This window comes from Tardiphaga sp. vice154 (genome assembly GCF_007018645.1).
In the GTDB taxonomy this organism is placed as follows: Bacteria; Pseudomonadota; Alphaproteobacteria; order Rhizobiales; family Xanthobacteraceae; genus Tardiphaga.
Genome location: NZ_CP041399.1, coordinates 499,575 through 526,004 on the forward strand (window position 1 = coordinate 499,575; position 26,430 = coordinate 526,004).

Annotated in this window: 23 protein-coding genes and 1 riboswitch; of the genes, 10 read left to right on the forward strand and 13 right to left on the reverse strand. The window is 64.4% G+C overall.

Annotated elements, in window-relative coordinates; all coding sequences use genetic code 11:
• Positions 1 to 73 precede the first annotated feature (73 nt).
• The 3 genes from FIU28_RS02305 (at position 74) to FIU28_RS27260 (ending at position 2,951) form a co-directional block, all read left to right on the forward strand.
• The gene (locus FIU28_RS02305) at positions 74 to 559 is read left to right on the forward strand and encodes a pyridoxamine 5'-phosphate oxidase family protein (RefSeq protein ID WP_143571485.1); all 486 of its coding nucleotides are present in this window, start codon (positions 74 to 76) and stop codon (positions 557 to 559) included.
• Complete coding sequence (locus tag FIU28_RS02310; protein ID WP_143571486.1) at positions 559 to 780, forward strand: hypothetical protein; 222 nt, start codon at positions 559 to 561, stop codon at positions 778 to 780. The genes FIU28_RS02305 and FIU28_RS02310 overlap by 1 nt, the downstream gene beginning before the upstream one ends.
• 1,247 nt (positions 781 to 2,027) lie before the next feature.
• The gene (locus FIU28_RS27260; RefSeq protein ID WP_368039456.1) at positions 2,028 to 2,951 is read left to right on the forward strand and encodes an OmpA family protein; all 924 of its coding nucleotides are present in this window, start codon (positions 2,028 to 2,030) and stop codon (positions 2,949 to 2,951) included.
• A gap of 248 nt (positions 2,952 to 3,199) precedes the next feature.
• On the opposite strand, the gene FIU28_RS02320 is transcribed toward FIU28_RS27260, so the two are convergent.
• The 6 genes from FIU28_RS02320 to FIU28_RS02345 form a co-directional block, all read right to left on the reverse strand.
• Positions 3,200 to 4,954 carry an alkaline phosphatase gene (locus tag FIU28_RS02320; RefSeq protein ID WP_143571488.1) on the reverse strand — a complete coding sequence of 585 codons (1,755 nt, stop codon included), beginning with the start codon at positions 4,952 to 4,954 and terminating at the stop codon, positions 3,200 to 3,202.
• Between the two features lie 267 nt (positions 4,955 to 5,221).
• Complete coding sequence (gene argG / locus FIU28_RS02325) at positions 5,222 to 6,559, reverse strand: argininosuccinate synthase (RefSeq protein ID WP_143571489.1); 1,338 nt, start codon at positions 6,557 to 6,559, stop codon at positions 5,222 to 5,224.
• Positions 6,560 to 6,631: 72 nt separating this feature from the next.
• Positions 6,632 to 7,429 (reverse strand): phosphatase PAP2 family protein, encoded by a 798-nt coding sequence (locus FIU28_RS02330; RefSeq protein ID WP_143571490.1) that lies wholly within the window; start codon positions 7,427 to 7,429, stop codon positions 6,632 to 6,634.
• Positions 7,430 to 7,544: 115 nt separating this feature from the next.
• Positions 7,545 to 8,012, reverse strand: a complete 468-nt coding sequence (locus FIU28_RS02335; protein ID WP_143571491.1) for a hypothetical protein — start codon at positions 8,010 to 8,012, stop codon at positions 7,545 to 7,547.
• 1 nt (position 8,013) lies between these two features.
• Complete coding sequence (rlmN, locus tag FIU28_RS02340; RefSeq protein ID WP_143571492.1) at positions 8,014 to 9,270, reverse strand: 23S rRNA (adenine(2503)-C(2))-methyltransferase RlmN; 1,257 nt, start codon at positions 9,268 to 9,270, stop codon at positions 8,014 to 8,016.
• 191 nt (positions 9,271 to 9,461) lie between these two features.
• Positions 9,462 to 10,046 carry an invasion associated locus B family protein gene (locus FIU28_RS02345; protein WP_246661053.1) on the reverse strand — a complete coding sequence of 195 codons (585 nt, stop codon included), beginning with the start codon at positions 10,044 to 10,046 and terminating at the stop codon, positions 9,462 to 9,464.
• A gap of 232 nt (positions 10,047 to 10,278) precedes the next feature.
• Here FIU28_RS02345 and FIU28_RS02350 point away from each other — a divergent pair, with 232 nt between their 5' ends.
• Entirely contained in the window at positions 10,279 to 11,253 is a 975-nt protein-coding gene (locus FIU28_RS02350) for an NADPH:quinone oxidoreductase family protein (RefSeq protein WP_143575995.1), read from the forward strand.
• Positions 11,254 to 11,415: 162 nt separating this feature from the next.
• On the opposite strand, the gene FIU28_RS02355 is transcribed toward FIU28_RS02350, so the two are convergent.
• From FIU28_RS02355 to FIU28_RS02365, 3 genes are all read right to left on the reverse strand, one after another.
• Entirely contained in the window at positions 11,416 to 11,811 is a 396-nt protein-coding gene (locus tag FIU28_RS02355) for a host attachment family protein (RefSeq protein WP_143571494.1), read from the reverse strand.
• Positions 11,812 to 11,915: 104 nt separating this feature from the next.
• On the reverse strand, positions 11,916 to 12,296 hold the full coding sequence (locus FIU28_RS02360; protein WP_143571495.1) for a YkvA family protein: 381 nt from the start codon (positions 12,294 to 12,296) through the stop codon (positions 11,916 to 11,918).
• Positions 12,297 to 12,382: 86 nt separating this feature from the next.
• The gene (locus tag FIU28_RS02365; protein ID WP_143571496.1) at positions 12,383 to 12,688 is read right to left on the reverse strand and encodes a 4a-hydroxytetrahydrobiopterin dehydratase; all 306 of its coding nucleotides are present in this window, start codon (positions 12,686 to 12,688) and stop codon (positions 12,383 to 12,385) included.
• Between the two features lie 294 nt (positions 12,689 to 12,982).
• Between FIU28_RS02365 and FIU28_RS02370 the strand changes: the two genes are divergently transcribed.
• Positions 12,983 to 14,311: a TAXI family TRAP transporter solute-binding subunit gene (locus FIU28_RS02370; RefSeq protein ID WP_246661054.1), complete on the forward strand. Its 1,329-nt coding sequence runs from the start codon at positions 12,983 to 12,985 to the stop codon at positions 14,309 to 14,311.
• A 127-nt stretch (positions 14,312 to 14,438) separates the two neighbouring features.
• Here FIU28_RS02370 and FIU28_RS02375 read toward each other — a convergent pair whose 3' ends face one another.
• Positions 14,439 to 15,887 carry a PepSY domain-containing protein gene (locus FIU28_RS02375; protein ID WP_143571498.1) on the reverse strand — a complete coding sequence of 483 codons (1,449 nt, stop codon included), beginning with the start codon at positions 15,885 to 15,887 and terminating at the stop codon, positions 14,439 to 14,441.
• Between the two features lies 1 nt (position 15,888).
• A complete protein-coding gene (locus FIU28_RS02380) occupies positions 15,889 to 18,159 on the reverse strand; it encodes a TonB-dependent receptor (RefSeq protein WP_143571499.1) in 2,271 nt (756 codons plus the stop codon).
• A gap of 106 nt (positions 18,160 to 18,265) precedes the next feature.
• A riboswitch (cobalamin riboswitch) is annotated at positions 18,266 to 18,474 on the reverse strand.
• A 181-nt stretch (positions 18,475 to 18,655) separates the two neighbouring features.
• Between FIU28_RS02380 and FIU28_RS02385 the strand changes: the two genes are divergently transcribed.
• Both FIU28_RS02385 and typA read left to right on the forward strand, forming a co-directional pair.
• Complete coding sequence (locus FIU28_RS02385) at positions 18,656 to 20,209, forward strand: alkaline phosphatase D family protein (RefSeq protein WP_143571500.1); 1,554 nt, start codon at positions 18,656 to 18,658, stop codon at positions 20,207 to 20,209.
• Between the two features lie 228 nt (positions 20,210 to 20,437).
• Complete coding sequence (gene typA / locus FIU28_RS02390; protein WP_143571501.1) at positions 20,438 to 22,261, forward strand: translational GTPase TypA; 1,824 nt, start codon at positions 20,438 to 20,440, stop codon at positions 22,259 to 22,261.
• Between the two features lie 197 nt (positions 22,262 to 22,458).
• On the opposite strand, the gene maiA is transcribed toward typA, so the two are convergent.
• Entirely contained in the window at positions 22,459 to 23,121 is a 663-nt protein-coding gene (maiA, locus tag FIU28_RS02395) for a maleylacetoacetate isomerase (protein ID WP_143571502.1), read from the reverse strand.
• A 141-nt stretch (positions 23,122 to 23,262) separates the two neighbouring features.
• Between maiA and FIU28_RS02400 the strand changes: the two genes are divergently transcribed.
• Positions 23,263 to 24,516: a flavin monoamine oxidase family protein gene (locus FIU28_RS02400; protein WP_143571503.1), complete on the forward strand. Its 1,254-nt coding sequence runs from the start codon at positions 23,263 to 23,265 to the stop codon at positions 24,514 to 24,516.
• A 7-nt stretch (positions 24,517 to 24,523) separates the two neighbouring features.
• Here FIU28_RS02400 and FIU28_RS02405 read toward each other — a convergent pair whose 3' ends face one another.
• Positions 24,524 to 24,931 carry a thiol-disulfide oxidoreductase DCC family protein gene (locus FIU28_RS02405; RefSeq protein ID WP_246660839.1) on the reverse strand — a complete coding sequence of 136 codons (408 nt, stop codon included), beginning with the start codon at positions 24,929 to 24,931 and terminating at the stop codon, positions 24,524 to 24,526.
• A 335-nt stretch (positions 24,932 to 25,266) separates the two neighbouring features.
• On the opposite strand from FIU28_RS02405, the gene FIU28_RS02410 reads away from it, so the two are divergent.
• On the forward strand, positions 25,267 to 25,776 hold the full coding sequence (locus tag FIU28_RS02410; RefSeq protein WP_143571505.1) for a GNAT family N-acetyltransferase: 510 nt from the start codon (positions 25,267 to 25,269) through the stop codon (positions 25,774 to 25,776).
• A 103-nt stretch (positions 25,777 to 25,879) separates the two neighbouring features.
• The gene (gene ppa / locus FIU28_RS02415; protein WP_143571506.1) at positions 25,880 to 26,416 is read left to right on the forward strand and encodes an inorganic diphosphatase; all 537 of its coding nucleotides are present in this window, start codon (positions 25,880 to 25,882) and stop codon (positions 26,414 to 26,416) included.
• The last annotated feature ends 14 nt before the right edge of the window (positions 26,417 to 26,430 follow it).

Consider the following 26,430-nt stretch of genomic DNA (forward strand, 5'->3'; position numbering starts at 1 on the left):
GCGTGTCAATTGGACCGAAATGGAACTCCACCCTGTCGCGGCCGTTAACGTCATAATGTTCAAGGAGTGAAACATGACCGACGATCACGCCAACGATATCGATCGCACCTGGGAGCTGATGAAGAAGATCGGCTTCGCCATGATGGTGACGCGCGATGGCGAGAAGCTTCGCGCCCGGCCGATGGCGGCCTATCTCGACCGCGACGCCAATACGATCTTCTTTCTCACCGATGCCCGCCGTCACAAGGACGACGAGATTGAAGCCAATCCGCAGGTCAACCTGTCCTTCGCCGACGCCGGCGACATGAAGTTCGTCTCCGTCAGCGGCACTGCTGCGGTCTCGAACGATCGCGCCAAGATCAAGGAGTTGTTCTCGACGCCGGCCAAGGCGTGGTGGGACAGCGCCGAGGATCCGAACATCCGCGTTCTCAAATTCACGCCAGAGGAAGCCGAGTATTGGGATTCGCCGGGCACCGTGATCAGCTATGTGAAGATGGCTGCCGCCGCCGTATCGGGCACGCGCCCCGATCTCGGCACTAACCGAAAGGTCGCAATCTGATGTCGCCTATCGAAGATCCGCCGATCAAGCCCGGTCAGCCAACTGAGCCGCCGCAGGAAAGCCCGCCCGGTAGCCCGCGCCCGGAAATTCCGACGCCGGTGCGCGAGCCGGATGCGCCGTCACAGCCCGACGAACTGCCGGGCTATACGCCGGAGGAATTGCCGACAGGGCCGGACGTCAATCCGGGCCAGCCTGACATGCCGCCGTCGCCGACCATGTAAGCTGCAACGATCGATGGCCTGAACGCGCAATGAATAAAGCGCGATCCGGCCATCGCGCCGTTGAAAATAAAGCGTTCGCAGGGTGTGCGGGCCGCCACAATGCGGCCCTAAGGATATCAGTTGATCGTCCCGCCACGCCTTGGCCAACAATGTTTCGTCGAAAATTTTTCCGGGGATTTAGAGCCATCATGACCAAACTTCGTCTTTTGCTGTTGGCCACGACAACGCTCAGCGTTGCGCAGTTCACGGCGCCCGTGTCGCACGCGCTGGAGGCCGATGCGTCGTTCCGCGTAGCGCAGGCCGCGCCTGCTCCCGAGGGCGAGCCCAAGGCTCCACCGAAGGCTGAGCCAAAGGGACCGCCGCCGGCTGCCGCGCCGCGCCCCGCCGCGCCGCCTGCCGCGGCACCGCCGGCCGCGCCGCCCGCGGCGCGCCCTGACGCTCCGCCGCCGCCGGCTGCCGCTCCTCCGCCGCCGCGTCCGGCCCCTCCTGCTCCGCCAGCCGCGGCGCCTGCACGTCCTACGCCGCCACCGCCGGCGGCAGCCCCTCCGACTCCCCCGGCCGCCGCTCCGGCTGTGCGTCCGACGCCACCCGCGCCTGCCTCAGCCCCCGCCGCGCCGACCCCTCCGGCTGCAAAGCAGGAACGTCGCGAAGAGCGCCGCGAGCCCGGTGCACCGCCGGCTGGCGCACGTCCCGCTCCGACCACGGCACCCGCTCCGACTCCGGCCCCGGCCGCCCCCGCGGCACGACAGGCGCCCGAAGCAACGCCGCCGGTAGTCACTCCTCCGGCAGCCCGCAGCGCGCCGACGGCCACGCCACCGGCACCGGCCGCTACGCCTCCGGCGGCAACGCCGCCAGTTGCGACACCTCCCGCCGCCACACCTCCGGCAGCCGGCACGCCTCCCGGCGCGCGTGTTCCAGGTGAACGTGGTCCGCGGGGCGACGGTGAACGAGGCCAGCGTGGTCCCGATGGTCAGCGTGGACCGGGTGGTCCCGGTGCTCCGGTCGTTGGTACCCCGGGCGCGCCCGTCACTGCACCGAATCCAGTCGCTCCTAACGCGGTCCCCGGCGCCGCTCCGGTCCCCGGCGCTGCGCCAGGCGCACCTGCTGCCGCAGGCGCGGCACCTGCCGTTGCTCCGGCCGCGCGCGTCGCCCCGCCGACCGTTGCCGCCCCGATCCCGCCCGCCCCGCCGCCGGCAGCCGCACTGGCTCCGATCGCACCGGGCGCCCAGGCTCCGGGTCCGCAGCGCATGGAAGACTTCCGCGGCCAGCGTCGCGAGAGCGATGTCGGCGGTCGCAAGGTGTTCACGGAGCCCGGCCGCATCATCGTGCAGGACCCCTCCGGCCAGTCCTTCATCCGGCACAATGAGGTCGATCGCTTCCGCTACGGCGCGCGTGACATCCGCACCCAGCAGGTCGGCGACGAGAGCCGCACCATCGTCGTGCGTCCCGACGGGTCCGAGATCATCACCGTGGTCGGCCGCGACGGCCAGCTGCTGCGCCGGGTACGTCGCGATCGTGGCGGTCGCGAGATCATCATCATCGACAACTCGTTCCGCGGTCCGCGCGGTGCCGGCGGTTTCTACGTCGATCTGCCGCCGCCCGTGATCCGGATTCCGCAGAACCGCTACATCGTCGACTACGATCAGGCCTCGCCCGAATTGGTCTACGACACCTTGCTGGCGCCGCCGGTGGAGCGCATCGAGCGCCGCTATTCGCTCGATGAAATCCGCTACAGCCAGACGGTGCGCCAGCGCATGCCGTCAATCGATCTCGACACCATTAACTTCGATCTAGGCTCGTGGGAAATCCCGCCGGACCAGGCCTCGAAGCTGCAGATCATCGCGGATGGCCTCAACAAGGCGATCTCGCGCAATCCGAAGCTGGTGTTTCTGATCGAAGGCCATACCGACGCGGTCGGCTCGGACATCGATAATTTGTCGTTGTCGGATCGCCGCGCCGAATCGGCGGCGCAATTGCTTACCCAGCAATTCCAGGTGCCGGCGGAGAACCTGACGTCGCAGGGTTATGGCGAGCAGTATCTGAAGATCCCGACCGATGCCGCAGAGCGTCAAAACCGCCGCGTCACCATCCGCAACATCACGCCGCTGCTGAACGGCGGATCGGCCGCGCTGCCGCCGCCGCCCCCGGGCACCGCCCCGCCGCGACGCTGAGGGTAGCTACACAAATGCAAGTGGCCGGGAGCAATCCCGGCCACTTTTTTTGATAGTTCTCTCCGCTGTCGTCCCGGCCAAGCGAGCTTTTGCGAGCGCGAGCCGGGACCCATAAACGCTGTCCGCGTGATGTGCTGTGGCAGTAGTCCCGGGTTGGCTATGAGCTCGGAGTCAATGTATCCCGGATCTGCGTTCGCCAAGGCTCACTTGTCCGGGATGACATCGGAGAGTATCGCGTGCGTGAGCGGCTATTTCTTCTCCGCCAGCCCCAGCGCATCGGCGATCACGCGAAACACTTCCGTGTTGTCCATCGACCCGTGCACGCGGTCGCTGCCCGGTCCCGTCGCGGTGAGGATCACGTCTTCGCCGGAATGTACGCTGGCATTCATCATTGCCGGCAGATTGCCGAGCCTCAACACCGCGCCGGGCACGTCCTTGTATTTGGCGTTGGCCTTGAACGTGGCCGGCTCGTCGCCCTTCTGCGTGGGCTCGTTGGGGTTGTCGAGCTTCGGCCGCAGCGTCTCGTAATGATCGGGAATGCTGGCGGAGAAAATCGCCAGCCGGCGGCTGACATCGACGCGCGACGGATAGCCCTCGGCATCCGGCTTCGGATAGTTCGGGAAGCCGGCCTTCTCATAGACGCCAACCCGTTCGCGCAGCGGCGTGTTCGGCAGCGTCTCCATGTCGTCATTGACGGTGCCGACCAGGCTGTTGGGATGGTTGTGATCGGCCAGCACCAGGATCAGCGTGTCCTCGCCGCGCGCTTTGGCCCAGTCCTTGGCTAGCTTCACGGCATTGTCGAGCATGATCGTGTCATACACGGCGCGCTCCATGTCGAGCGCATGGGCGTATTTGTCGATCATGCCGGATTCCACCATCAGGAAGAAGCCGTTGTCATTGCGCGACAGCACGTTGAGCGCGCTTTGTAGCTGCACGGTCAGATCGGGCTGATCCGGCGATTTCTTCACGCCGCCGCCCTTGAGAAATTTGCGATCGAGTACCCCGTCCATATTGCCGGGCGCGAACAGTCCGAGCAGTTTCCGCGTCTCGGGCTTCGCGGCCTGCGCGTCGAGCTCGGTCGCTGTGGCGGCATAGGCGTAGCCGGAGTCGCGGAATTTCGCGATGTAGTCGACGTCGTCCTTGCGCTTCGAGATCGCCTCGGCCTGCGGCAGGAAGTTAGCGGCGCCGCCGCCCAGCAGCACGTCGGGTTTGGCGGCAAAAAACTGCTCGACGATCTGGTCATAGGCGGCGCGGCGCCTCGTATGCGCGACCATCGCCGCCGGCGTAGCGTCCTCGATCTCGGTATTGGTGACGATGCCGATCGCCATGTCGCGCTGCCGTCGGATCAAGCTGGTGATGGTCTCGACGCGCGGATCGTCGAACGGATTACTGGTGCGGTCGGCATAGACGCCCATCGCATTGACCGCGGTCTTGTGCCCGGTGGCATAGGCGCTGGCGGCATTGGCGGAGTCGGTGATGATCGAATCCGAACCGGCGGTGGCGACGAATGCCATGTAGGGCATGTCGTCGATCGCCAGTCTGCCGAGGCTCTTGCCTTCGGAAATGCCCTTCGACAGCAATCGTGCGCCGACACGGTGCGCCGGCGACATTCCGTCGCCGATGAACAGGATGACGTTCTTCGCCTTGCGCGGGCCGGTGTCAAAGACGTTCCACGAGACCGCGCGGCTGGTGCTGCCGTCGCTGACCTCGATCGTGTAGGCGCCGGGCTTTGTAAGCGCGACCTGGCGCAGCAACAGCGCGGACTGGTCCTTGCCGTCCTCGCGCGCGATATAGGTCGCGGGCTTGCCGAAGGCGCTCGCGTGGTCGGCGCCGTTGACGGTGACCTTGATATTGGTGGGATCAACAAGGCCGGGAAACTCGACCTTGAAATCGAAGGTGGCGCCGGCGAGGATGTCGGCGCGGTCGATCGGATAAATGGCTTGCGCAAATGCCGGCGCGCTGGAAAGGGCCAGCGCGAGTGCGATGGTGACCGAATTTTTCATGATGAGTGCCCCGGCGCCCGTCACGGGCAGGTGGCATCCAATACGACGACAGGATGACGCGTCAATGACGGTCGGGCATCCCGGCAATCCTATTCTCGCGGCGAGCATGCCGATTCCCGGGCCCCGCAGCTGTCATTGCGAGGAGCGCTTGCGACGAAGCAATCCAGTCTTCACTCGTGGCTTACTGGATTGCCGCGTCGCTTCGCTAAGGGGAAAGCCAAAGGCTTTCCCTGACCTCGCAATGACGACTGATAACTCGTCGATCGCTTAGCCCTTGTCGTTCTCCAGCTTCGGAATGTTCGAGCCCGCGCCGGCGCTCAGCAGGCCGGCGTTCGCGTAGAGGTCCAGCTTGGCGCGGGTGTCGGTGATGTCGAGGTTGCGCATGGTGAGCTGGCCGATGCGGTCGGCCGGCGTGAACGGGGCGTCCTCGACCTTTTCCATGCTCAGGCGCTCCGGCGCATAGGTCAGGTTCGGGCTCTCGGTGTTGAGCAGCGAGTAGTCGTTACCGCGACGCAGTTCGAGCGTGACTTCGCCGGTGATGGCACGGGCGACCCAGCGCTGCGCGGTCTCGCGCAGCATCAAGGCCTGCGAATCGAACCAGCGGCCCTGATACAGCAGCCGGCCAAGCTTCATGCCGCTCATGCGGTACTGCTCGATGGTGTCCTCGTTGTGGATGCCGGTGACGAGACGCTCATAGGCGATGTGCAGCAGCGCCATGCCCGGCGCCTCGTAGATGCCGCGGCTCTTGGCTTCGATGATGCGGTTCTCGATCTGGTCGCTCATGCCGAGGCCGTGGCGACCGCCGATCGCATTGGCTTCGAGGAACAGAGCAACGCTGTCGGCGAAGGTCTGGCCGTTCAGCGCCACGGGCTGGCCTTCGACGAACCGTACCACGACGCGCTCAGCCTTGACGGCGCAATCGTCGCGCCAGAACGGCACGCCCATGATCGGCTTGACGATCTGCATGCCGGTGCCGAGATCTTCGAGATCCTTGGCTTCGTGCGTCGCGCCGAGCAGATTGCTGTCGGTCGAATAGGCCTTCTCGGCCGACATCTTGTAGGCGTAGCCATGCGCGGTCATGAACGCCGACATCTCGGCACGGCCGCCGAGTTCGTCGATGAACGCGTCGTCGAGCCAAGGCTTGTAGATTTTTAGTTCCGGATTGGTCAGCAGGCCGTAGCGGTAGAACCGCTCGATGTCGTTGCCCTTGTAGGTCGAGCCGTCGCCCCAGATGTTGACGCCGTCCTCCTTCATCGCCGAGACCAGCATGGTGCCGGTCACCGCGCGGCCAAGCGGCGTGGTGTTGAAATAGGCGATGCCGCCGGTCGAGACGTGGAAGGCGCCGGCCTGGATGGCGGCGATGCCTTCATGGACCAGTTGCGCGCGACAATCGACCAGCCGCGCCTTCTCGGCGCCGAACTCCATCGCCTTGCGCGGGATCTCCTCGTAGTCGGTCTCGTCAGGCTGACCGAGATTGGCGGTATAGGCAAAGACGCGGGCGCCCTTCTGCTTCATCCAGAGCAGCGCGGCTGACGTGTCCAGCCCGCCGGAAAACGCGATGCCGACGTTTTTTCCCTGGGGCAGGCTCTTCAGAATCGTGGTCATCGAACGTCCAATCGGGGCAATTTCGGTTGCATGGGGGCTGTGCTATCAAACTTCCCGCGGACGGGCACCCGTTTAATGGCGGTGGGCCGTATCAGGCTCGGGCGCCGGGCCAACGTCCTGGCCGCTCAACAGTTTCCGGCGCCAGCGATAGCCCGGCCAGGCAAAGCGGGTCAGACGGGCTTCGGCCTCGGCGTCTGTCTTGCGGGTGGCCGGCCAGCGATAGATCCAGCCATGCGCCAGCCAGATCACCAGAAACGTCACCAGCCCGGCAATCGCCACGTCGGTGAAGAAGTGCCCGCCGAACGCCATTCGCAACCCGCTGGTCAGCGACCCGAACACGAAGGCGGCGACATAGGCGACGGGTCGGATCGCCGGCGGCGTCAGCGCGGCGGGCGCAAAGGTCCAGAAGGCGGTGGCGCCCTCGCCGGAGAAGAACGAGCAGTTGCGGCCGCACTGGCCGGTCGGGTCCCACCACGCCTTGAACTGCCAGGGGCCGCTGAATTCGGTGACCATCACCGGCCGTGGCCGTCCCCAATGGGTCTTGAAGGTCAGGTTGGTCAGGATGCCGGCCGCCAGCGTGATGGTGATCAGCAGGAAGGCGATGGTATTGGCGGAGATCAGGAGCTTCCGGTTCGGCCAGATCAGCTTGATGATCAAAGCCGCGATGGACGGTAGCGCGAAGGCCCAGCAGATCCACATCGCCGCATCGCGCGCGAACATCGCCAGCGCGCCTTCCTTGACCGGAAAGGTTTTGCTGGCGGCGTCGTAGAACAAAGCTGCCAGCTTGAGGTCGAGTTCGGGATAGATCCCGAAGGTCAAGCCGATAACGAGGCTAAGGGCCAGCGCGATATAGAGTCCGGTACAGTTCATGGCGCGCGGTTTAGCCGACGGGGGTGGGGATGAAAAGACTGGCGAGCCGCGTCCTTTTCTCCTCTCCAGCGGCGCGCAGCTTCGCTGCGCCGGGGGAGAGGGGAAGGAAGAGGCCTCACGATAGCGGTGGCGCCTGCGGCAAAGCGCGCGGCTGCTTCCATCGTCCGGCATTGCGGCCGGCAATCAGCCAGTAGATCAGCCCCCCGACGATGCCGGCGCCGGTGACCACTTCGAGATGGCGGCGTACGATGCCGTCGAAGCGCATCGCCTCGGTATCGAACGGAACGAGGCCCAGATAACAGGCCAGCCCGACCGCCGCGCCGCCGATCGCATAGGCCAGCACGCCGCGGACGTCGAAGGCCTCGGTAATCGTCACCACCGCGACCGCCGGGATAAGTGCAAAGCCGCTGACGAAGATGAAGCCGAAGCCGAGAATGACGTTGAGCGCCGCGGGATCGATGCCGGCGACGTCGATCGAACTGACTTCCGGAAACAGGATCGCGACCACGACAATGGCGCCGGCGATGAAGCAGGCCAGCAGAAACGCAAAGGCGATGACGAACAGGCGGCCGATCAGGGACATCTTAGTCCGTCATCGCCATTGCGCGCAGCGCCTGGCGTTCCCTAGCGGAGAGTTTTTCGGTCTCCGACTTCAACTGGCCGCAGGCGGCGAGGATGTCGCGGCCGCGCGGGGTGCGGACCGGCGAGGAATAGCCGGCGTTGAAGACGTATTCGGAGAATTTCTCGATCTGGTCCCAGTCCGAACATTCGTAGCGCGTACCGGGCCACGGGTTGAACGGGATCAGATTGATCTTGGCGTGGATGCCCTTCAGCATCTTCACCAGCAGCTTGGCGTCTTCCAGCGAATCGTTGATGCCGCGCAGCATGACGTATTCGAAGGTGATGCGGCGGGCGTTCGACGCGCCGGGATAATCGCGGCAGGCCTGCAGCAACTGCTCCAGCGGATATTTCTTGTTGATAGGCACCAGCTCGTTGCGCAATTCGTCGCGAACCGCATGCAGCGAGATCGCCAGTTGCACGCCGATCTCGTCGCCGGTGCGATAGATGTTCGGCACCACGCCGGAGGTCGACAGCGTGATGCGGCGGCGCGAGATGCCGATGCCTTCATTGTCGGCGACGATCAGCAGCGCGTCGCGCACCGCCTCGAAATTATACAAAGGCTCGCCCATGCCCATCATCACCACATTGGTGACGAGGCGGTTGCCATTGGCGGTATCCCGGTCGGCCCAGTCGTTCAGCCGGTCGCGCGCGACCATGATCTGGCCGACGATCTCGCCGGGCGTCAGATTCCGCACCAGCCGCTGGGTGCCGGTATGGCAGAACGAACAAGTCAGCGTGCAGCCGACCTGGCTGGAAACACACAAAGTGCCGCGGTCGGTTTCGGGGATGTAGACGCACTCGACCTCATGGGCCTTCTCGCCCTGGGTGCCGGAGGGCAGCCGCAGCAGCCACTTCCGGGTGCCGTCATTCGAGATCTGCTCGGCCACCACCTCGGGCCGCGCGACGGTGAAGTGCTTTTCCAGCTCGGCCCGCATGTCCTTGGAGATGCTGGACATTTCCGAGAATTCGCGGGCGCCGCGGAGATACATCCAGTGCCATAGCTGCTGGCTGCGCATCTTGCGCTGGGCGGGTGCGACGCCGATCCGGCCAAGCTCGGCGGCGATTTCTGCGCGCGACAGGCCGATCAGCGACGGCTTGGCCAGCGCCACATAGGTCTCCAGCGCAATCTTCTCCAGCGGCGCGTCCTGCGGCAGGACATGCGCAGGGGCGTCGATGGAACCGGCCTCGGCGGAAACAGGGGTCGCTGAAACAAGATTCATGGCGTCGATCTGTGATGTCGCGGAAAGGTCAGCCTCAAATAGGCTGTCCGGCGCCCCCTGAAAAGGCGCTAAATGCGGCAATATTAACGGCGGTCGGTCTGTAGCCCGGATGGAGCGAAGCGCAATCCGGGATTCAGCGTGTCCGACGTTGGCTGGTCCCGGATTTCGCTACGCTCCATCCGGGCTACGATCTATCTGCGGCAATCCTGCGCCAGGCGGTCGAGCGCCTGGGCCAGGCCCTTCAAGGCGAAGGTGTCGGAGGTCTCGGTGCCCTTGGCGGAGACGCCCTTGACGGTGACGTCGGCACTCTTGCGCAAGGCCTCGACCATGCGCTCTTCCTCGGCCGCATTCTTGATCCACAGCCCGTCGCCCTGGGTGTACATCGCATAGCGCGCGCCGCCGACTTCCAGCGTCGATTCCGAGCCGGGCTTCAAGGGATAGCCGATCATGATCGAGACTTCGTTGGTGACCTTCTCGGCCGGGCGGGTCGAGATGAAGGCATAGGCCGGGTCGCGCGGGCGACCGGCGGGGGTGGTCTTCGACGAGGACGGCTTGGCCAGCGCGAAGCAGACCTTCTTGCCGTTCGGGGTCGCGGTGTACGCCCCCCAGGTGCCGAACTGCCCGATCAGGGTCGGCTCGGCATTGCCGCCCGCGGCGCCCGCGGGGGCGCTCGGCTTGGCGGCTGCGGCGGGTTTCGCCGGCGCGGCCTTGGCGCCTTTGGACGCAGGGGTCTGCGCCTGCGCGAAGCTCGCGCCCGCGCCAAACGCCACACTCATCGATACAACTGTCAGGATTAGCCTGAAGGACATGAAGTCTCGATCCCCTATCATTGTGACTGCAAGATGGCCCGAAAAGATGCCCGAATCCCCGCCGTCACGGCGTTTGACTTAACCGGGAAAGCCCAGCTTGGAAAGCAACCGTACGCGTCGCCGACTGAATCAGATTGTCGCGCGGGCGCAAATCCGGCAAGAAGGATTCAACTGTCTCGATCAGAAGGTCAGAATGTCGATGAAGGCTATTCTCTGCTCGCAATTTTGCGAACCCGACGATCTCGTGCTCGCCGATATCGCGGATCCCGTCGCCGCCGAAGGCCAGGTGGTGATCGCGATCAAATCTGCGGCGCTGAATTTCTTCGACATCCTGATGATCCAGGGCAAGTACCAGATCAAGCCGCCATTCCCGTTCTCGCCGGCCGCCGAAGTGGCGGGCGTGATCGACAGCGTCGGCGACGGTGTCACCGATCTGCGCGTCGGCGATCGCGTCATCGCGTCGGTCGGCCACAACGGCGCCCGCGAAAAGATCGCGGTGCCGGCGGCCTCGGTGGTGAAGATTCCCGACAATCTGGATTTCGATCGCGCGGCCGGCTGCATTATTACCTATGGCACCGCGCTGCATGCGCTGGAAGACCGCGCTTCGCCGAAGCCCGGCGAGACGCTGGCCGTGCTCGGCGCCGCTGGCGGCACCGGGCTTGCGGCCTGTGAGTTGGGCGCGCTGATGGGGCTGAAGGTGATTGCCTGCGCGTCATCCGACGAGAAGATCGAATTCGCCAAGCAGCACGGCGCCGAGCTCGGCCTCAACTACGCTACGGAAGATCTCAAGGAAGGCCTGAAGCGCATTACGGCAGGCGAGGGCGCCAATATCATCTTCGATCCGGTCGGCGGCAAATATGCCGAGGCCGCCTTGCGCGCGATCGCCTGGGAAGGCCGCTTCCTGGTGATCGGCTTTGCCGCCGGCGACATTCCGAAAATGCCGCTTAATCTGGCGCTGCTGAAAGGCTGCGACATCCGCGGCGTGTTCTGGGGCGCCTGGGTGAAGAAGAACCCGGCAAAGAACCGCGCCAATCTGGAGAAGCTGGTGCAATGGGCGGCGGAGGGAAAGATATCTTCCCACGTCGATCGCACCTTCCCGCTGGCGCAGACGGCAGAAGCGATGAAGGTACTTGGCGGTCGTCAGGCGATGGGCAAGGTGATCCTGAAGCCGTAGGCGCAACTGTTGCGTCGTCAAAACGACGCCAACCCTCAACCGTCATTGCGAGGAGCACTTGCGACGAAGCAATCCAGTCCTTGCCGAGTTAGTGGCTTCTGGATTGCCGCGTCGCTTCGCTCCTCGCAATGACGGCTGAGAGGCCGTTCGTTCCGAAGTGTCTTACGAGGCGTGGATCGACTTTTCGATATCCGCGATCGAATGGCCCGTCAGATCCTTGGCGATCTCGCCGACCAGGGCTTCTTCAAGCTTCTTGTGATAGTGCTTGCGCATCTCGCCGAGCGTCTTGGGCGCGGCGATGATGACGATCTTGCTGAATTTGCCTGCCAGCACGCGCTTGTTCAGCATGTCGACGATACCGGTCGCGAAGCCGGCTTCCTCGACGCGGCTCTCCTCCGGATTGCCGGCGCTGCTGCCTGCGCCCATGCCCGCAACCACCTCGACATCCTGATCCGAAGCTGCGGTCAGCTTCATCTCGGTCTCGGTGCCGGTGTTGCGGAACAGGTTGAGCTTTTCGCCGTCGGCTACGGCAACATAAGTATCCGTGGGAAGGATCATGGGGATTTCCTGTGATGCGATGGAGTGCCGGGGCGAGTTCACCCGTACGGCTCACAGCACCAATAAATCGGAGCCCCCGAAGTTCCGGTCTGCGGCTGCGGCAATCAGGCCACGTCGCCCTTGTCGAGGCCACGTTCCATCGCCGCCCGCGCCGCTTCGCGGTGCTCGGGGGTGATGTGCGTTGCGACCATGCGCAAAGCGGTCGCAAGAATCGCGGCGTCGTCGCCGAAGCCGAGGATCGGCAACATGTCAGGCACGAAGTCGAACGGCAGGACAAAATAGGCGATGGCGCCGAGTAATGCCGCCTGGACATGGCGCGGCGTCTGCCGGTCGAAGGCACAATAATACGCTGCCAGCAAATCCTCGGCGAATGGCAGCTTCACCGCCAAACGCTTCAATTTGTGCCAGAACCGGCGGCGAACGCTTTCCTGGTCCTCCGCCAGCCGGTCGGCAGGCTCGAAACCCACGCTATGGTCGAATGGCATCGGCTTCCTCAGAAGAAGTGCCGCGCTGCGCGGCGGTCCGTGTTCAATTTGGTGATGTTGTCCCGCCGCTGCAAGCGCCGGCAGAGTTACTTCGCGCCGAACGGGGCTGCGATGCTGTTCATCGCCCGGGCCAGATCGACATCCAGCGCCGTCACGCCGCTGGCGTCGTGGGTCGTCAACACCACCTCCACCGTCTTGTAAACATTGCGCCATTCCGGATGGTGGTCGTGCTTCTCCGCGACCAGAGCAACGCGCGCCATGAAGCCGAAGGCCTCGTTGAAGTCCTTGAAGACGAAGGTCTTCGCAATGGCGTCGCGGCCGGTGACCTCGCTCCAGCCACTCAGTTCCTGAAGCGCATTCGCCCGGGCCGTTGCCGTCAGTTTCTCAGCCATGCTCACTCTCCTGTTACCAGAACCCAACATCCGATGACATCGTTCGGATCCATGCCACAATAAGGCAGCAATGCCGGCGCAGGGAACATTCACCCTGTAGACCTAGCTGCACGGTCACCATGCCGCCCACGGAACCGACCGGGGACGATGGAACTTTGTTACACGGCGACTGAACCGCACGGTGGGATGACCTTGAGCCTGAAACGATTGTTTTCCAGATCGATCGTGGACGGTCCCGAAGTGATCGGGCCGGAAGCCCCGCCGTCGCCGCGCACCAACCGGCGCCGCAAGATGATGCTGGTCGTGATCGCCGGTATGCTCGCCATCGTAGCGGCCGTCGCAAGCTCCTATTACTTTGCCATGAAGCCGGTGCCGCTGCGCATCGCGGTGGGGCCGACCAACAGCGATGACGTCAAGGTCGTGCAGGCGCTGGTGCAGGCTTTCTCGCGCGATCACTCCAAGGTGCGGCTGCGGCCAATGTTCACCGACGGCGCCACCGCGAGCGCCAAGGCGCTGGCGGACGGTCAGGCCGATCTCGCCATCATTCGCGGCGATCTGGAAGTACCGAAGAACGCCCGCGCGGTCGCCACCTTGCGCAAGAACGTTGCCGTGCTGTGGGTGCCGGCCGTGGCGAAGGGAAAGAAGGGTGCGCCGAAGATCACCAAGATCGCGCAACTGTCCGGCCGCAAGATCGGCGTGATCGGCAGGACGCCTGCCAATATCAACCTGCTCAACATGGTGCTGCGGCAATACGGCATCGAGCCCGAGAAGGTGCAGACGGTACAGTTCTCGACCACCGAGGTGGCGGAAGCCGTCAAGGACCAGAAGGTCGATGCCTTCCTCGCGGCAGGCCCGGTCAACAGCAAGATCACCTCGGACGCCATCGCCGCCTCGTCGCGCGACGGCGCGCCGACCTTCCTGGCCATCGATGCGGCCGCGGCGATCGCACAGAACTTTCCGGTGTATGAGGCGTCGGAAATTCCCGCCGGCGTATTCGGCGGCTCGCCGGCGCGGCCCGACGATGAAATCAAGACGATCAGTTTCTCACACCACATCGTGGCGCGGCAGGGCCTGACCGATGCCGTGGTGTCGGTGTTCACCCGGCAGTTGTTTTCCATCCGCCAGCAGTTGATCGCCGACTTTCCGCTGGCGGCGAAGATCGAGACGCCGGATACCGACAAGGACGCCGTGATCCCGGTGCATCCCGGCGCGGCGGCCTATGTCGATGGCGAGGAAAAGACCTTTCTCGATCGCTACAGCGATTACATCTGGTGGAGCCTGATGGGGCTTTCCGCGATGGGTTCGGCCGGCGCCTGGTTTGCCAGCTTCATGCGGCGCGACGAACGCAACGCCAACACCTCGCAGCGCGATCGCCTGCTCGACATGCTGGCGGTGGCGCGCAAGAGCAATTCGCTGGAAGACCTCGACCGCATGCAGACCGAGGCCGACCAGATCCTGCGCGATACGCTGAACTGCTACGAATATGGCGCGATCGAGGAGGGCACGCTGACCGCTTTCAACATCGCGCTCGAGCAGTTCCACAATGCGGTCGCCGATCGCAAGGCGCTGATCGACATGGTGCCGCCCGAGCCGGCGCGGCTGAACCGGGTTCAGGTGGCCTGACCTGTCATTCCGGGGCGCGAGCGCACCAGCGCGAGCGAACCCGGAATCCCGACATGGGACGATGAACAATCTGGGATTCCGGGTTCGCGTCCGGCTGTCGCCGTACACGCCCCGGAATGACAATTTTTCACTTCTTCAAATACCGCCAGCCGATCACGACGCCGCTGACCGAGATCGTCATCCCCAGCAGCGACAGCAGCCACACCACGATGTCCCAGGCCGGCCGATGCGCCAGCAGCCACGGAAAATCGAACCGGTGTGGCGCATCGAACAGCCAGCGGTAGGAGCGCCGGTTGCTATCGCTGCGGCCGAGAATGTCGCCGGTCACGGGATCGATGTGAAACCAGCTCTGCGCTTCGTCGTCGAAGCCCGCGCGCAGCACCGGCAATATCCGGGTGTCGTGATGCGCGTACCAGTATGAATCGTACTGCGTCAGCCGCGCTTGCATCGGCATCGCCACCTCCGGCAGCAACGCGCGCGCAGCAGTGAACAGGCGGGCGTCGGTCAATGGCGCAGCGGCGCCGCTGACGGGGTCCCGGACGCTCTGCGCGCCACGCCGATCCGCCAGCAACGTCAAGGGCGTGCCGCCAACCCAGACGTAGCGCGCCTCGACCGCCGCCATCGAAGGCGTTGCCGGCGAGACGGCCGCAATCGTCGGCGCATCATGCCCCGCATAAAGCTGCAGCATCTGCGGCGACGGACCGCGCGCCGTGAACCACGCGCCGGGATTGACCGACAGCCAGCCGGAGAACATCCACGTCAGCACAAAGATGCCGGCGAAAAACCCGGTGACGTGGTGCCAGGCCATCCAACCGCTGTAGGGCGTGATGGCGCCGCCATGGTAGCGCAGCCGCAGCCGCACCCGCAAAATGCCGATCCAGATGCCGCTCACCGCCACCACCAGGCAGATGCCGGAGACCCACAAAATCACCTGACGCCACAACGCGCCGTCCCGGCGCAGCACAGTCGGATAGATCCAGTGCGGGATCGAGCCCAGCCAGTTCCAGACCCGCTCGGTCGCGGTGGTATCGAGCACGACCTCGCCGGAACGCGACGACACGTAGAGCCTTGTGCCGGCGGCATCATTCAGCGCGATCTGGTACAGCGGCCGCAGCGCATCGTAGCGCGCGGTGACGCTCCACTGGTCGCGATCGACCATTTCGATCAGGCGCACGTCGGCTGCGCCGGGATAGTGGCGCGCAACCGCCAGCGCCTGGTTCTCTGTAATGCCGTCGATCACGCGGCCATCGACGGCGGAAATCGTCAGCCGCTTGTCGTCCCAGCCCGTCAGCCGATACACCGGCACGGCGGCAAGCATGGTGAGCCGCAGGTCACGGGGATATCGCGTCGCGCCGGCCGCCGCCATGGCCTGGTCGGGCGACAGCGCAACCTTCGACCACTCGATTTCCGGCAGCGCCGCCAGCCTCTCCTGATCGGAGAGGCCGGGAAATGCGACATACATCATCACCACACCGGAGGCGAACCACATCGCAAACAGCAGGCAGGTGACGATGCCGATCCAGCGGTGGCCGATATACAGCCACCGCCGCAGTTTTCGCGTGACCGCGCGCCGCACCCTAGAACTTCACGTTGACGGCGAGCCGGGCGGTGCGCGGCATGCCGAGGATCCACTGGTTGTCGCTGTAGCTCGACGTCGCGTAGATCTTGTCGAACAGATTGTAGACCCGCAGCGACACCGTGGTGTTGACGTCGGGCTTCCATTGCAGGCCGGCATTGACCAGCGTGTAGGCCGGCATCTCCAGCGTGTTGGCGTTGTCCGCAAAGGTCTTGCCTACGATCTGCACGCCGGCATTGGCGAACCAGTCCGGCGCGAAGGCCCAGCCCAGCCAGACGTTGGAGACGTTCTGCGGCACGTTGACCGGCACGTTGCCGGCATAATTTACCGTGCCGCCGTTGCCCGGCTGCAGGAAGTTATCGTATTTCGCTTTCAGGAATGCGGTATTAGCGTCGATCCGCCAGCCGTGGTCGAGCGCAAGGCCGAGCGAGGCCTCGATGCCGCGTGACGACTGCTGGCCGACCTGCACTACGAGGCCGGGATTGTTGAGATCGCGCGTCAGCAAATTGTTTTTGACGATCTCATAGGCCGCCAGCGTCCACTCGCCGCGGCCGCCCCAGAACGATTGCTTGACGCCGATCTCGGCCTGCTTGCCGGTGGCCAGTTCGAATTTCGAATTGGCATTGCTGGCGGTGAGCAGTCCGCCGATCGGATCGGTCGCGGTGGAATACTGGCCGTAGAAGGCGAGATCCCTGACCGGCGTGAACACGGCGCCGGCGCGCCACGAGGTCGCGGAATAGTCTTTGTTGTAGCTGTTGGCGGGGTTGCGCAGATCGGTGCGCTCGACGCTCGGCTGGTCCTGCCGGACGCCTGCGATCAGCGAGAGCTGCTCGGTCACGGCCAGCCGGTTCTCGGCGAAGAAGGCATATTGCGTGGCGACGCTGGAGAAGCCCGGCGTGGTCGGATCCGGGCTGACAAACACGCCGGGGTCGAAACTAAACGGATTGACCGACGACGAGCCGCCGTAGGGCGAATTGTTGGTGTGCTTGAACTCGATGCGGTTGACGTCGAAGCCGGCGACGAACTCGTTCGCCATGCCGAGCACATGGCCCTTGAAGCTCGCGTCCATGCGGTCGCCGATCTGTTGCTGATCGTGGAAAATCTCGAGATAGTCACCGCGATCGATCAGGCCGGTCGCCGGATTGTGCGTATAGATCTCGGCCTCCTTCCAGTGCCGCTTGCTGTACAGATAATACAGCGTGTTGCGGATCGAGACGCCGTCGGCGACCTGCCATTCGGTCTTGACCTGATTCCAGCTGTCCTGGAAGCGGATGGTGCTGTCGCCAACATTGTAGTTCTTGAAGCGCAGGCGTTCGTCGAACTGGCCATTGATCAACGGCGTGCCGAAATAGCGCGACGGGTTGCGATCGCCGTAATCCGTGGAGAGCGTCCAGACGATGTCCTCGGTCTGCTTGATCTGTACCGCCGCGTGGATGGCGACATTCGAATTGTTGTCGCGGTCGACCCAGCCGTCCGACATGTTGCCGGTGGCTGTAAGGCGGTAGGCGACGTCCTTGTTGATCGGGCCGCCCGAGTCCACCGCGATGCGGCGCGTCAAATTGCTGTCGAACGAGATTTCGGCCTGGTTGCGCGGGATCCACGACGGCATCTTGGAGATCACGTTGATGGCGCCGCCGATCGCGCCCTCGCCATACATCACCGATGCCGGGCCGCGCAGCACCTCGATATGCTCGGCCGACCAGGTATCGAACGGGAAGGTGACGGTGCCCGATCCGACATAAAGACGCGTGCCGTCATACAGCGTCTTCACCGAATCGACGCCGGTGAAGCCGCGGCTGCTGAAGGCGACGCCGCCATTGCCGGGCTCTCCGATCGCCGTGATGCCGGTGGCGTTCTGCGTGACCGCGTCGAGCAGGTTCTGCTGGCCGCGTTCGGCCAAGGTCTCGGAAGTAATGATCTCGACGCTGGCCGGGGTCTGCAGCCGCGTCAAATTGAGCCGGCTGCCGGTCGAGGTCGTGCCGGTGAGGTTCAGTGTCGGCGCGGCGAAGCCGGCCGGCCCGCGCGGCGCCTCGACGGGCGCGGCGTTTGTCGCCGCCGAACGGTTGGACCGCGATCGCGTGGCGCGGACGGGGGTGCCGGTGGCGGCGCGACGTTTTGCGGCGGCGGCGGGCGATTGCACCACGACGGGATCGAGCGATTGGGTCGGAGGAGAGCTTTGCGCCCAGCCCGCGGCAGGCACCAGCAGGCAGGAAAACGCGACGGAATACAGGAAAGGATGGCATCGACTGGATGCAGAACGGGCGGAGATCATGATCGACTCGCGGTTACGTGGCACGTCACCGCGAACGAGGTCGATCCATACTTCCAGGGAAATACGGCTCGACACCCACCAGGACACCCCGCCCAATGCGCTTCGCGTGTGACCACGACTGGCGGCAGGTCTCCTGGCTCGCGGGTCAATGCCTGTCACCGCCTTCCCAGACCGCGAGGTCCAGTGGCTGATGGCGAAAGGCTCGCCGCTTACAGTTGCGGGGGCAGCCGCGGAATCGGGACTCGGTCCGAAGAACTCCGCCCTCACCGCATTCCCTTTTGATCCCCGAGGGGAACCGTCTCGATCACGATAGGGTGAGCGATCGATACGAGTCAACGCGCTTGGCGGGCAGCACTGCCCAGCGAACGCGATTGCCGGCCGGCGTTGCCGCAACGCCATGCAAACTCCGGCGACCGCAGCTCGGCCCCCTGTCACAGCCACGTCAATCAACTTCCCTAGAGCCGTTCTCATCAGAGCCTTGCGTCAGGAGTTCGGCATGACCATTCGCCTTTCGCGCCGCCGCTTTCTCTCCACCGCCGCGGCAACCGGCGCATCGCTGGTCGCGATGCCCTATCTCAGCCGCGCCGCCGATCGGCCGATCGTGTCGCATGGTGTGCAGTCCGGCGACATCGGAATGGATAGCGGCATGATCTGGTCGCGCGCCGACCGCGCCGCGCAGATGATGGTCGAGGTCTCCACCACGGAGTCCTTCAAGAACGTTCGCGCGCTGCCGCCGATCGCGGCTCTGCCGGAAAGCGACTTCGCCGCAAAACTACTGCTCGACAATCTGCCGGCCGGGCAGGACATTTTCTACCGCGTCAACTTCCGCGACCTGTCGCACACCGACATCGTCGGCGAGCCCGTCATTGGCCGCTTCCGTACCGCGCCGGCCGACATGCGCGACGTTTCTTTCGTCTGGGGCGGCGACGTGGCAGGTCAGGGCTTTGGCATCAATGCCGAGGACGGCGGCATGAGAACCTTCGCTACCATGCGCAAGCATAGCCCGGATTTCCTGATCCATTCCGGCGATACCATCTATGCCGACGGCGTCATCACCGCAGAGACCAAACTGCGCGATGGCAAGGTCTGGAACAACACCACGACCGTTCCGGAAAAAGCCAAGGTCGCCGAAACGCTTGATGAATTCCGTGCCGCGCACAAATACAATCTGCTCGATGAGCATGTCCGCGCTTTCAACGCGGCGGTCCCGGTGTTCGGCCAGTGGGACGATCACGAGGTCACCAACAACTGGTCGCTGTCGAAGCAATTGTCGGATTCTTACAAGGTCCGCGACATCTCGCTGCTCGCCGCGCGTGGCGCCCGCGCCTTTCACGAGATGTATCCGATCCGCGCAAACCCGACCGAGCCCGGCCGGGTCTACCGCACGCTGAACTATGGCCCGCAACTCGACGTCTTCATGCTCGACGAGCGCAGCTATCGCGGTCCCAACGGCCCGAACCTGCAGGACAGCTATGGGCCGGATGCGTATTTCATCGGACCGGAGCAGATGGCCTGGCTGAAGCGCGCCTTGCTGGCCTCGAAGGCGACGTGGAAAGTGATCGCCTCCGACATGCCGATCGGCATCATCGTCGAGAACGATGCGGTGAATCACACCGGCTCCGAGGCAATCGCGCAGGGCGACGGCCCGGCGCGCGGCCGCGAACTGGAGATCGCCGACATCCTGCGCTTCATCAAGACGGCAGGGATCGTCAACACGGTGTGGCTTACGGCCGACGTGCACTACACCGCAGCCCACTACTACAGCCCCGAGAAGGCCCAGTTCCAGGATTTCGAGCCGTTCTGGGAGTTCGTTTCCGGCCCGTTCCACGCCGGTACTTTCGGGCCCGGCGCAATGGACAATACCTTCGGTCCGGAGGTGAAATTCGTGAAGGCGCCGGGTCCGGGCCAGCAGAACCTGCCGCCCTCGGCCGGGATGCAGTTCTTCGGACACGTCAAAATCGACGGCCAAACCGGCCAAATGACCGTGACTCTGCGTGATCGGGACGATACGGCGCTGTGGGCGACCGTTCTGGACCCGAAAATCACGTAACGGAACAGTGGATTTGCTTGTTTTCCGGCGCGTTCTGACTATATTGCGCCGCAACGCGTCCGAGTACCCGGCCCCTTCTGGCCGGGTTTGCTTTTGGAGGGATTGCCCCAGCGCGTTTTCAGACGAGGCAGAACCGACGACGCGGGAGCGTGAGGCTTGAAGCCGTTTGTCGAACTTGTCTTGTTGAACCGCTCCGGGCACCCAGACCGTAAAACCAGAAGAAGACCTATGAACCTTCGCAACATTGCTATCATCGCCCACGTTGACCACGGCAAGACGACGCTGGTGGACAAGCTGCTGCAGCAGTCCGGCACCTACCGCGACAACCAGCGCCAGGTTGAGCGCGCGATGGATTCGAACGACATCGAAAAAGAGCGCGGCATCACCATTCTCGCCAAGTGCACTTCGGTGCATTGGGAAGATGTCCAGATCAATATCGTCGACACCCCGGGCCATGCCGATTTCGGCGGCGAAGTCGAGCGCATCCTGTCGATGGTCGACGGTGTGATCGTGCTCGTCGACGCCGCGGAAGGCCCGATGCCGCAGACCAAGTTCGTGGTCGGCAAGGCGCTCAAGCTCGGCCTTCGCCCGATCGTCGCGATCAACAAGGTCGATCGCTCGGACGCGCGCATCACCGAAGTCGTGAACGAAGTGTTCGACCTGTTCGCCGCACTCGATGCCACCGACGACCAGCTCGACTTCCCGATCCTGTACGGGTCCGGTCGCAACGGCTGGATGGCCGACAGCCCGGACGCCTCGCATGACGTCGGCATGAAGCCGCTGTTCGATCTCGTCATCAAGCACGTTCCGCCGCCGGTGGTGGAAGAAGGCCCGTTCCGCATGCTCGGCACGATCCTCGAGGCCAACCCCTATCTCGGCCGCATCATCACCGGCCGCATCTCGTCCGGCTCGGTGCGTCCGAACCAGACGGTCAAGGTGCTGTCGCGCGACGGCAAGACCGTGGAAACCGGCCGTATCACGAAGATCCTGGCGTTCCGCGGCCTCGAGCGACAGCCGGTGGAACTGGCGGAAGCCGGTGACATCGTCGCCATCGCCGGCCTGCCCACGGGCACCGTGGCTGATACGTTCTGTGACCCCTCGGTGGATACCCCGATCCAGGCCCAGGCGATCGATCCGCCGACCGTGTCGATGTCCTTCATCGTCAACAACTCGCCGCTGGCCGGCACCGAAGGTACAAAGGTCACCAGCCGCCTGATCCGTGACCGCCTGCTGCGCGAAGCCGAAGGCAACGTCGCGCTCAAGGTTGTCGAAACCGCCGACCGCGACGCGATGGAAGTGTCGGGCCGCGGCGAATTGCAGCTCGCGATCCTGATCGAGAACATGCGCCGCGAGGGCTTCGAGCTCTCGGTGTCGCGTCCGCGCGTCGTGCTGACCAAGGACGAGAACGGCCAGACCCTCGAGCCGGTCGAAGAAGTCGTCATCGACGTCGATGAGGAATTCTCCGGCGTCGTCGTGCAGAAGATGAGCGAACGCAAGGCCGAGATGATCGAGATGCGCCCGTCCGGCGGCAACCGCCTGCGACTGGTGTTCCACGCGCCGACCCGCGGCCTGATCGGCTATCAGGGCGACCTGATGACCGACACCAAGGGCACGGCGATCATGAACCGCCTGTTCCATGCCTACCTGCCCTACAAGGGCGAGATCGCCGGTCGTCGCAACGGCGTGCTGATCTCGAACGATGCCGGCGAGGCCGTGGCCTACGCGATGTTCAAGCTGGAAGATCGCGGCCCGATGATGATCGAGCCCGGCGTGAAGGTCTACAAGGGCATGATCATCGGCGAGCACACCCGCGAGAACGATCTCGAACTCAACGTTCTCAAGGGCAAGCAGCTGTCGAACATCCGCACCACGTCGAAGGACGAAGCGGTTCGCCTGACCCCGCCGATCCGCATGACGCTGGAAAAGGCGCTGGCCTACATCGAGGGTGACGAACTCGTCGAGATCACGCCGAAGTCGATCCGCCTGCGCAAGAAGTTCCTCGACGCTTCCGACCGCAAGCGCGCTGAAAAGTCGAAGGAAGTGGTGGCGTAACGCCACGCTGCTTTTGCTGCGCTTTAAAGAATGCCCGGCTCACGCCGGGCATTCTTGTTTGTTGTGCCTCCGCCCTTGTCATTCCGGGCGCGGACGGCGCCAGCCGACCGCGCCCCGGAATCCCGACATGTTTTGCGCTGAACATCTCCAGATTCCGGGTTAGCTCGGGCTACGCCCTCGCGCCCCGGAATGACAACCTAAACCGGCGCGCCCGCCTGCTTCAGCGGGTCCGCCTTGGCGAATGCCTCCGTCGCCTCGCAGCGTGCCATGATGGCGTCGATCGTCGGCGTTGGCGGCAGCACGAGCTTGTTGACCCGTGCCAGCACGGTAATGCTGCCAAGGCAGATATCGGCCATCGTCACCGCGTCGCCGTGGCAGAACGTGCCGGTCCCGGGCTCGGACGACAGCCGCTTCTCTACTGCCGCGAGGCCGGTGGCGAACCAGTGCGTCATCCAGGCCTTGACCGCGGCGTCGTCGAAGCCGCCGACCCCCGCCAGATATTTGCGCACGCGCGGCACGATCAGCGGATGGGTATCGACCGCCAGCATCTGGGCGATCGCGCGTACGCGCGCGCGGCCGTGCGGATCGGCCGGCAGCAGAGGCGGGGTGGGGTGGGTGTCGTCGAGGAATTCGAGGATTGCCAGCGATTCCGTCAGCGGCGGATAGCCGGTCTCGACCAGCGCCGGGATCGCACCCATCGGATTGATGTTCAGAAACTCCGGGCTGAGCTGCTCGCCGGTATCGAGGTTGATGTCGTGCTCGCGCGCCGTCAACCCCTTGAGGTTGAGCGCGACGCGGACCCGATAGGTCGCTGACGTGCGCCAGAACCCGTAGAGCGCATAGTCGGGTGTGTCAGACATGGAACGTTTCCCTTTGGCTTGGCTTGGATGTCGGATTCCGCCGCTTGAATAATCCAAGCAAGCCGATATCCAGCTGTCGATACAATCACGCGTGACCGACCAATAGGCAACGCGCAGCAATCCGGGATTTGAACCACGGCCATGACCCGCATGCCTTCCGAGATAGATGTCGCCATCGTCGGCGCCGGCGCCGCGGGGCTTGGCGCGGCGCGGGCGCTGCAGGGCTCCGGCCTGTCGGTGATCGTCCTGGAAGCCCGCGACCGCATCGGCGGCCGCGCGCATACCGTGATGGCTGCGCCCGGCATCCCGTTCGACATGGGCTGCGGCTGGCTGCATTCCGCCGACCGCAACTCGTTTGTCGGTATTTCGCAACAGCTCGGCTTCGCGATCAACAAGGCCCGCGCGCCGTGGCGCGAGCAGAGCTACGACAGCACCTTTCCCACGGCCGACCGGATCGATTTTTTCCGTGCGATGGATGCGTTCTACGACCGCGCCGAAACTGCCGCGGAAAACGACACGGACGGCCCGGCCGCTAGCTGCCTCGAACCAGGCAACCGCTGGAATCCGATGATCGACGCCGTCAGCACCTACATCAACGGTTTCGAACTCGACGATGTGTCGCTGCACGACATGGACGCCTATGAGGATACCGAGGTCAATTGGCGGGTGCAGGCGGGCTACGGCGCGCTGATCGCCGCCTACGGCGCGCCATGTCCGGTGTCGCTGGTTACGCAGGTCCGTGTGATCGATCATGCCGGCCCGCGCATCCGGATCGAGACATCGAAGGGCACGCTCAACGCCGGCCGGGTGATCGTCACCGTGCCGACCAATCTGCTGGCCGATGAAACCATCCGCTTCGATCCGCCGCTGCCGGCGAAGGTCGATGCCGCGCGCGGCCTGCCGCTCGGCACCAACAACAAGGTGTTGCTGGCGCTTGCTGGCGCCGACGCGCTGCCGGGCGATTCAGGCCTGCGCGGGCCGACGGTCAGCGCGCGCGTCGGCAGTTTCCAGATCCGGCCGTTCGGCACGCCCACGATCGAAGGCTTCTATGGCGGCACGTTTGCGCGCGAGCTGGAAGACGCCGGGCCCGGCGCGCTGTCGGCACAGGCCATCGATGAAGTCGTGGCGCTGCTCGGTTCGGATTTTCGCACGCGCCTGTCGCCGCTCGCCGAATCGCGCTGGGCGCATGATCCGTTCGCGCAAGGCGCCTATTCGGCAGCACGCCCCGGCCACGCCGGCGCCCGCGCCATCCTCGCCGCCCCGGTGGATGGCCGGCTGTTCTTCGCAGGCGAAGCGACGTCGGCGAACTTCTTCTCGACCGCGCATGGCGCCAGGGATTCCGGCGAGCGGGCGGCGAGGGAAATCATGGCTACTCTGGTAACGCGCGAAGTGTAGTTGCGCACTACCCGATCACCCGCGCCCGCAATGCTGCATCCGGCATCATGCACACATCGCTTCGCCCAAAAATCCGGTAGCGGTTTTTCGCGAACAGATTGTAGACGGGATCACGCAGCGCCTTCGGCAGCGAGAGCAACACCCGCACCCAGCGCCAGCCCGGCAGCAGCGACAGCGCGGTCAGCGCGTCGTCGGATTTCACATGCGCAATGCCGCCATGGATCACGGCGTTGGTGTCGGGGTTGGCCGGATCGATGCCGACATGGCGGGCGAGGCGGGCACCGTAGTCGGACTGGATCGCGGTAAAACGGAAATGGCCATGGTCGCGGGCCGCAATGAAGCGGATCCAGTGCGAGCAGAACAGGCACACGCCGTCATACAGGATCACGTCGTCGTCAGGCCATGGCTCGGTCACGGTCGGTCCCATCGCATTTGCATCTGTAGCCGGGCGTACCGGTGCTCAGCGGTCGTCCGAATTCCGATGTTAAGCCATCCGTCCGCAGGACGAAATTGGCGCGCCGCACGACCGCGAATCACCTGCGCCGCCGCGGTCTGATTCGCTGACATGGCGATGGCCCGTTTCGCAATTGGACACATCGGCCCGCCGGAACTGTCCCGAGCGCCCGGCTGGGACCCGGAGTGTATTTTTTTGAAACATTCGCATTGCACACTGATGCGTGAAATCCACACGGTAACCTATAATTAACGATACAGCTTGAACACGGCGCGCTGACTTGCTTTGATTGGCTCATGAGCACAACCCTGATCGAGGTTCGACCGGCCAAAGCTGCGGATGCCTCCGCGGTGGCGTCCACGCATGATGAAGCCTGGCGTTCGGCCTATCAGGGACTGATCCCCGGTGCCGAGCTGGAAAAGCTTATCAACCGCCGCGGTCCGCAATGGTGGGATTCGGCGATCCGTAAGGGCAGCCGCGTCAGCGTGCTGTGCTTCGGCGACAAGGTCGCCGGCTACGCCAATTACGGCCGCAACCGCGCCCGCAGCCTGCAGTTCGAGGGCGAGATCTACGAGATCTATCTGCGTCCGGAATTCCAGGGCCTGGGCTTCGGCCGCCGGCTGTTCACCTCCGCCAAGCGCGATCTGGCGCAGAGCGGGCTGAAGAGCATGGTGATCTGGGCCCTGTCCGACAATGAAGGCGCTACCGAATTCTACCGCGCCCTCGGCGGGCGCATGGTGGCGCGCTCCTCGGAGCGTTTCGGGGCCAAGTCGCTCGACAAGGTCGCCTTCGCCTGGACCAATTAAGCCATTAAATCTATTCGGCCATTCAGCCCTTTGCGGGCGTTGAATCCGGCCGCGTGGCGGGCTACGCCTGTCGCAATCATTGTTTCCAGATCCGGAGTTTCCGATGCGCCTTGACGCAATCCCGACCGGCGCCAAGGCGCCGCACGAAGTAAATGTTGTGATCGAAGTCCAGGTCGGCGGCGAGCCGATCAAATATGAGATGGACAAGGAATCCGGCGCGCTGTTCGTCGATCGCTTCCTCTACACGCCGATGCGTTACCCGGGCAATTACGGCTTCATTCCGCACACCCTCTCCGGCGACGGCGACCCGTGCGACGTGCTGGTCGCCAACACCCGCGCCATCGTGCCCGGCGCCGTGATGGCCTGCCGTCCGGTCGGCGTGCTGCTGATGGAAGACGAAGGTGGTCAGGATGAGAAGATCATCGCCGTGCCGACCTCGAAGCTCACCCAGCGCTACGACAAGGTGCAGAATTACAGCGACCTGCCGGAAATCACCCTGCAGCAGATCCAGCACTTCTTCGAGCACTACAAGGATCTCGAGCCCGGCAAGTGGGTCAAGGTGGTGCGCTGGGGCGATGCTGCCGACGCCCACCGCCTGATCCTCGAAGGCATGGAGCGAGCCAAGGCCGCGAAGAAGTAGGTTTCACTCTTCGA

What these genes read in the sequence shown, in the direction of transcription:
- FIU28_RS02305 (WP_143571485.1), top strand. Translation starts at nt 74, where the DNA reads ATGACCGACGATCACGCCAACGATATCGATCGCACCTGGGAGCTGATG.
- FIU28_RS02310 (WP_143571486.1), top strand. Translation starts at nt 559, where the DNA reads ATGTCGCCTATCGAAGATCCGCCGATCAAGCCCGGTCAGCCAACTGAG.
- FIU28_RS27260 (WP_368039456.1), top strand. Translation starts at nt 2,028, where the DNA reads ATGGAAGACTTCCGCGGCCAGCGTCGCGAGAGCGATGTCGGCGGTCGC.
- FIU28_RS02320 (WP_143571488.1), bottom strand. Translation starts at nt 4,954, where the DNA reads ATGAAAAATTCGGTCACCATCGCACTCGCGCTGGCCCTTTCCAGCGCG.
- argG (WP_143571489.1), bottom strand. Translation starts at nt 6,559, where the DNA reads ATGACCACGATTCTGAAGAGCCTGCCCCAGGGAAAAAACGTCGGCATC.
- FIU28_RS02330 (WP_143571490.1), bottom strand. Translation starts at nt 7,429, where the DNA reads ATGAACTGTACCGGACTCTATATCGCGCTGGCCCTTAGCCTCGTTATC.
- FIU28_RS02335 (WP_143571491.1), bottom strand. Translation starts at nt 8,012, where the DNA reads ATGTCCCTGATCGGCCGCCTGTTCGTCATCGCCTTTGCGTTTCTGCTG.
- rlmN (WP_143571492.1), bottom strand. Translation starts at nt 9,270, where the DNA reads ATGAATCTTGTTTCAGCGACCCCTGTTTCCGCCGAGGCCGGTTCCATC.
- FIU28_RS02345 (WP_246661053.1), bottom strand. Translation starts at nt 10,046, where the DNA reads ATGAGTGTGGCGTTTGGCGCGGGCGCGAGCTTCGCGCAGGCGCAGACC.
- FIU28_RS02350 (WP_143575995.1), top strand. Translation starts at nt 10,279, where the DNA reads ATGAAGGCTATTCTCTGCTCGCAATTTTGCGAACCCGACGATCTCGTG.
- FIU28_RS02355 (WP_143571494.1), bottom strand. Translation starts at nt 11,811, where the DNA reads ATGATCCTTCCCACGGATACTTATGTTGCCGTAGCCGACGGCGAAAAG.
- FIU28_RS02360 (WP_143571495.1), bottom strand. Translation starts at nt 12,296, where the DNA reads ATGCCATTCGACCATAGCGTGGGTTTCGAGCCTGCCGACCGGCTGGCG.
- FIU28_RS02365 (WP_143571496.1), bottom strand. Translation starts at nt 12,688, where the DNA reads ATGGCTGAGAAACTGACGGCAACGGCCCGGGCGAATGCGCTTCAGGAA.
- FIU28_RS02370 (WP_246661054.1), top strand. Translation starts at nt 12,983, where the DNA reads ATGCTGGTCGTGATCGCCGGTATGCTCGCCATCGTAGCGGCCGTCGCA.
- FIU28_RS02380 (WP_143571499.1), bottom strand. Translation starts at nt 18,159, where the DNA reads ATGATCTCCGCCCGTTCTGCATCCAGTCGATGCCATCCTTTCCTGTAT.
- FIU28_RS02385 (WP_143571500.1), top strand. Translation starts at nt 18,656, where the DNA reads ATGACCATTCGCCTTTCGCGCCGCCGCTTTCTCTCCACCGCCGCGGCA.
- typA (WP_143571501.1), top strand. Translation starts at nt 20,438, where the DNA reads ATGAACCTTCGCAACATTGCTATCATCGCCCACGTTGACCACGGCAAG.
- maiA (WP_143571502.1), bottom strand. Translation starts at nt 23,121, where the DNA reads ATGTCTGACACACCCGACTATGCGCTCTACGGGTTCTGGCGCACGTCA.
- FIU28_RS02400 (WP_143571503.1), top strand. Translation starts at nt 23,263, where the DNA reads ATGACCCGCATGCCTTCCGAGATAGATGTCGCCATCGTCGGCGCCGGC.
- FIU28_RS02410 (WP_143571505.1), top strand. Translation starts at nt 25,267, where the DNA reads ATGAGCACAACCCTGATCGAGGTTCGACCGGCCAAAGCTGCGGATGCC.
- ppa (WP_143571506.1), top strand. Translation starts at nt 25,880, where the DNA reads ATGCGCCTTGACGCAATCCCGACCGGCGCCAAGGCGCCGCACGAAGTA.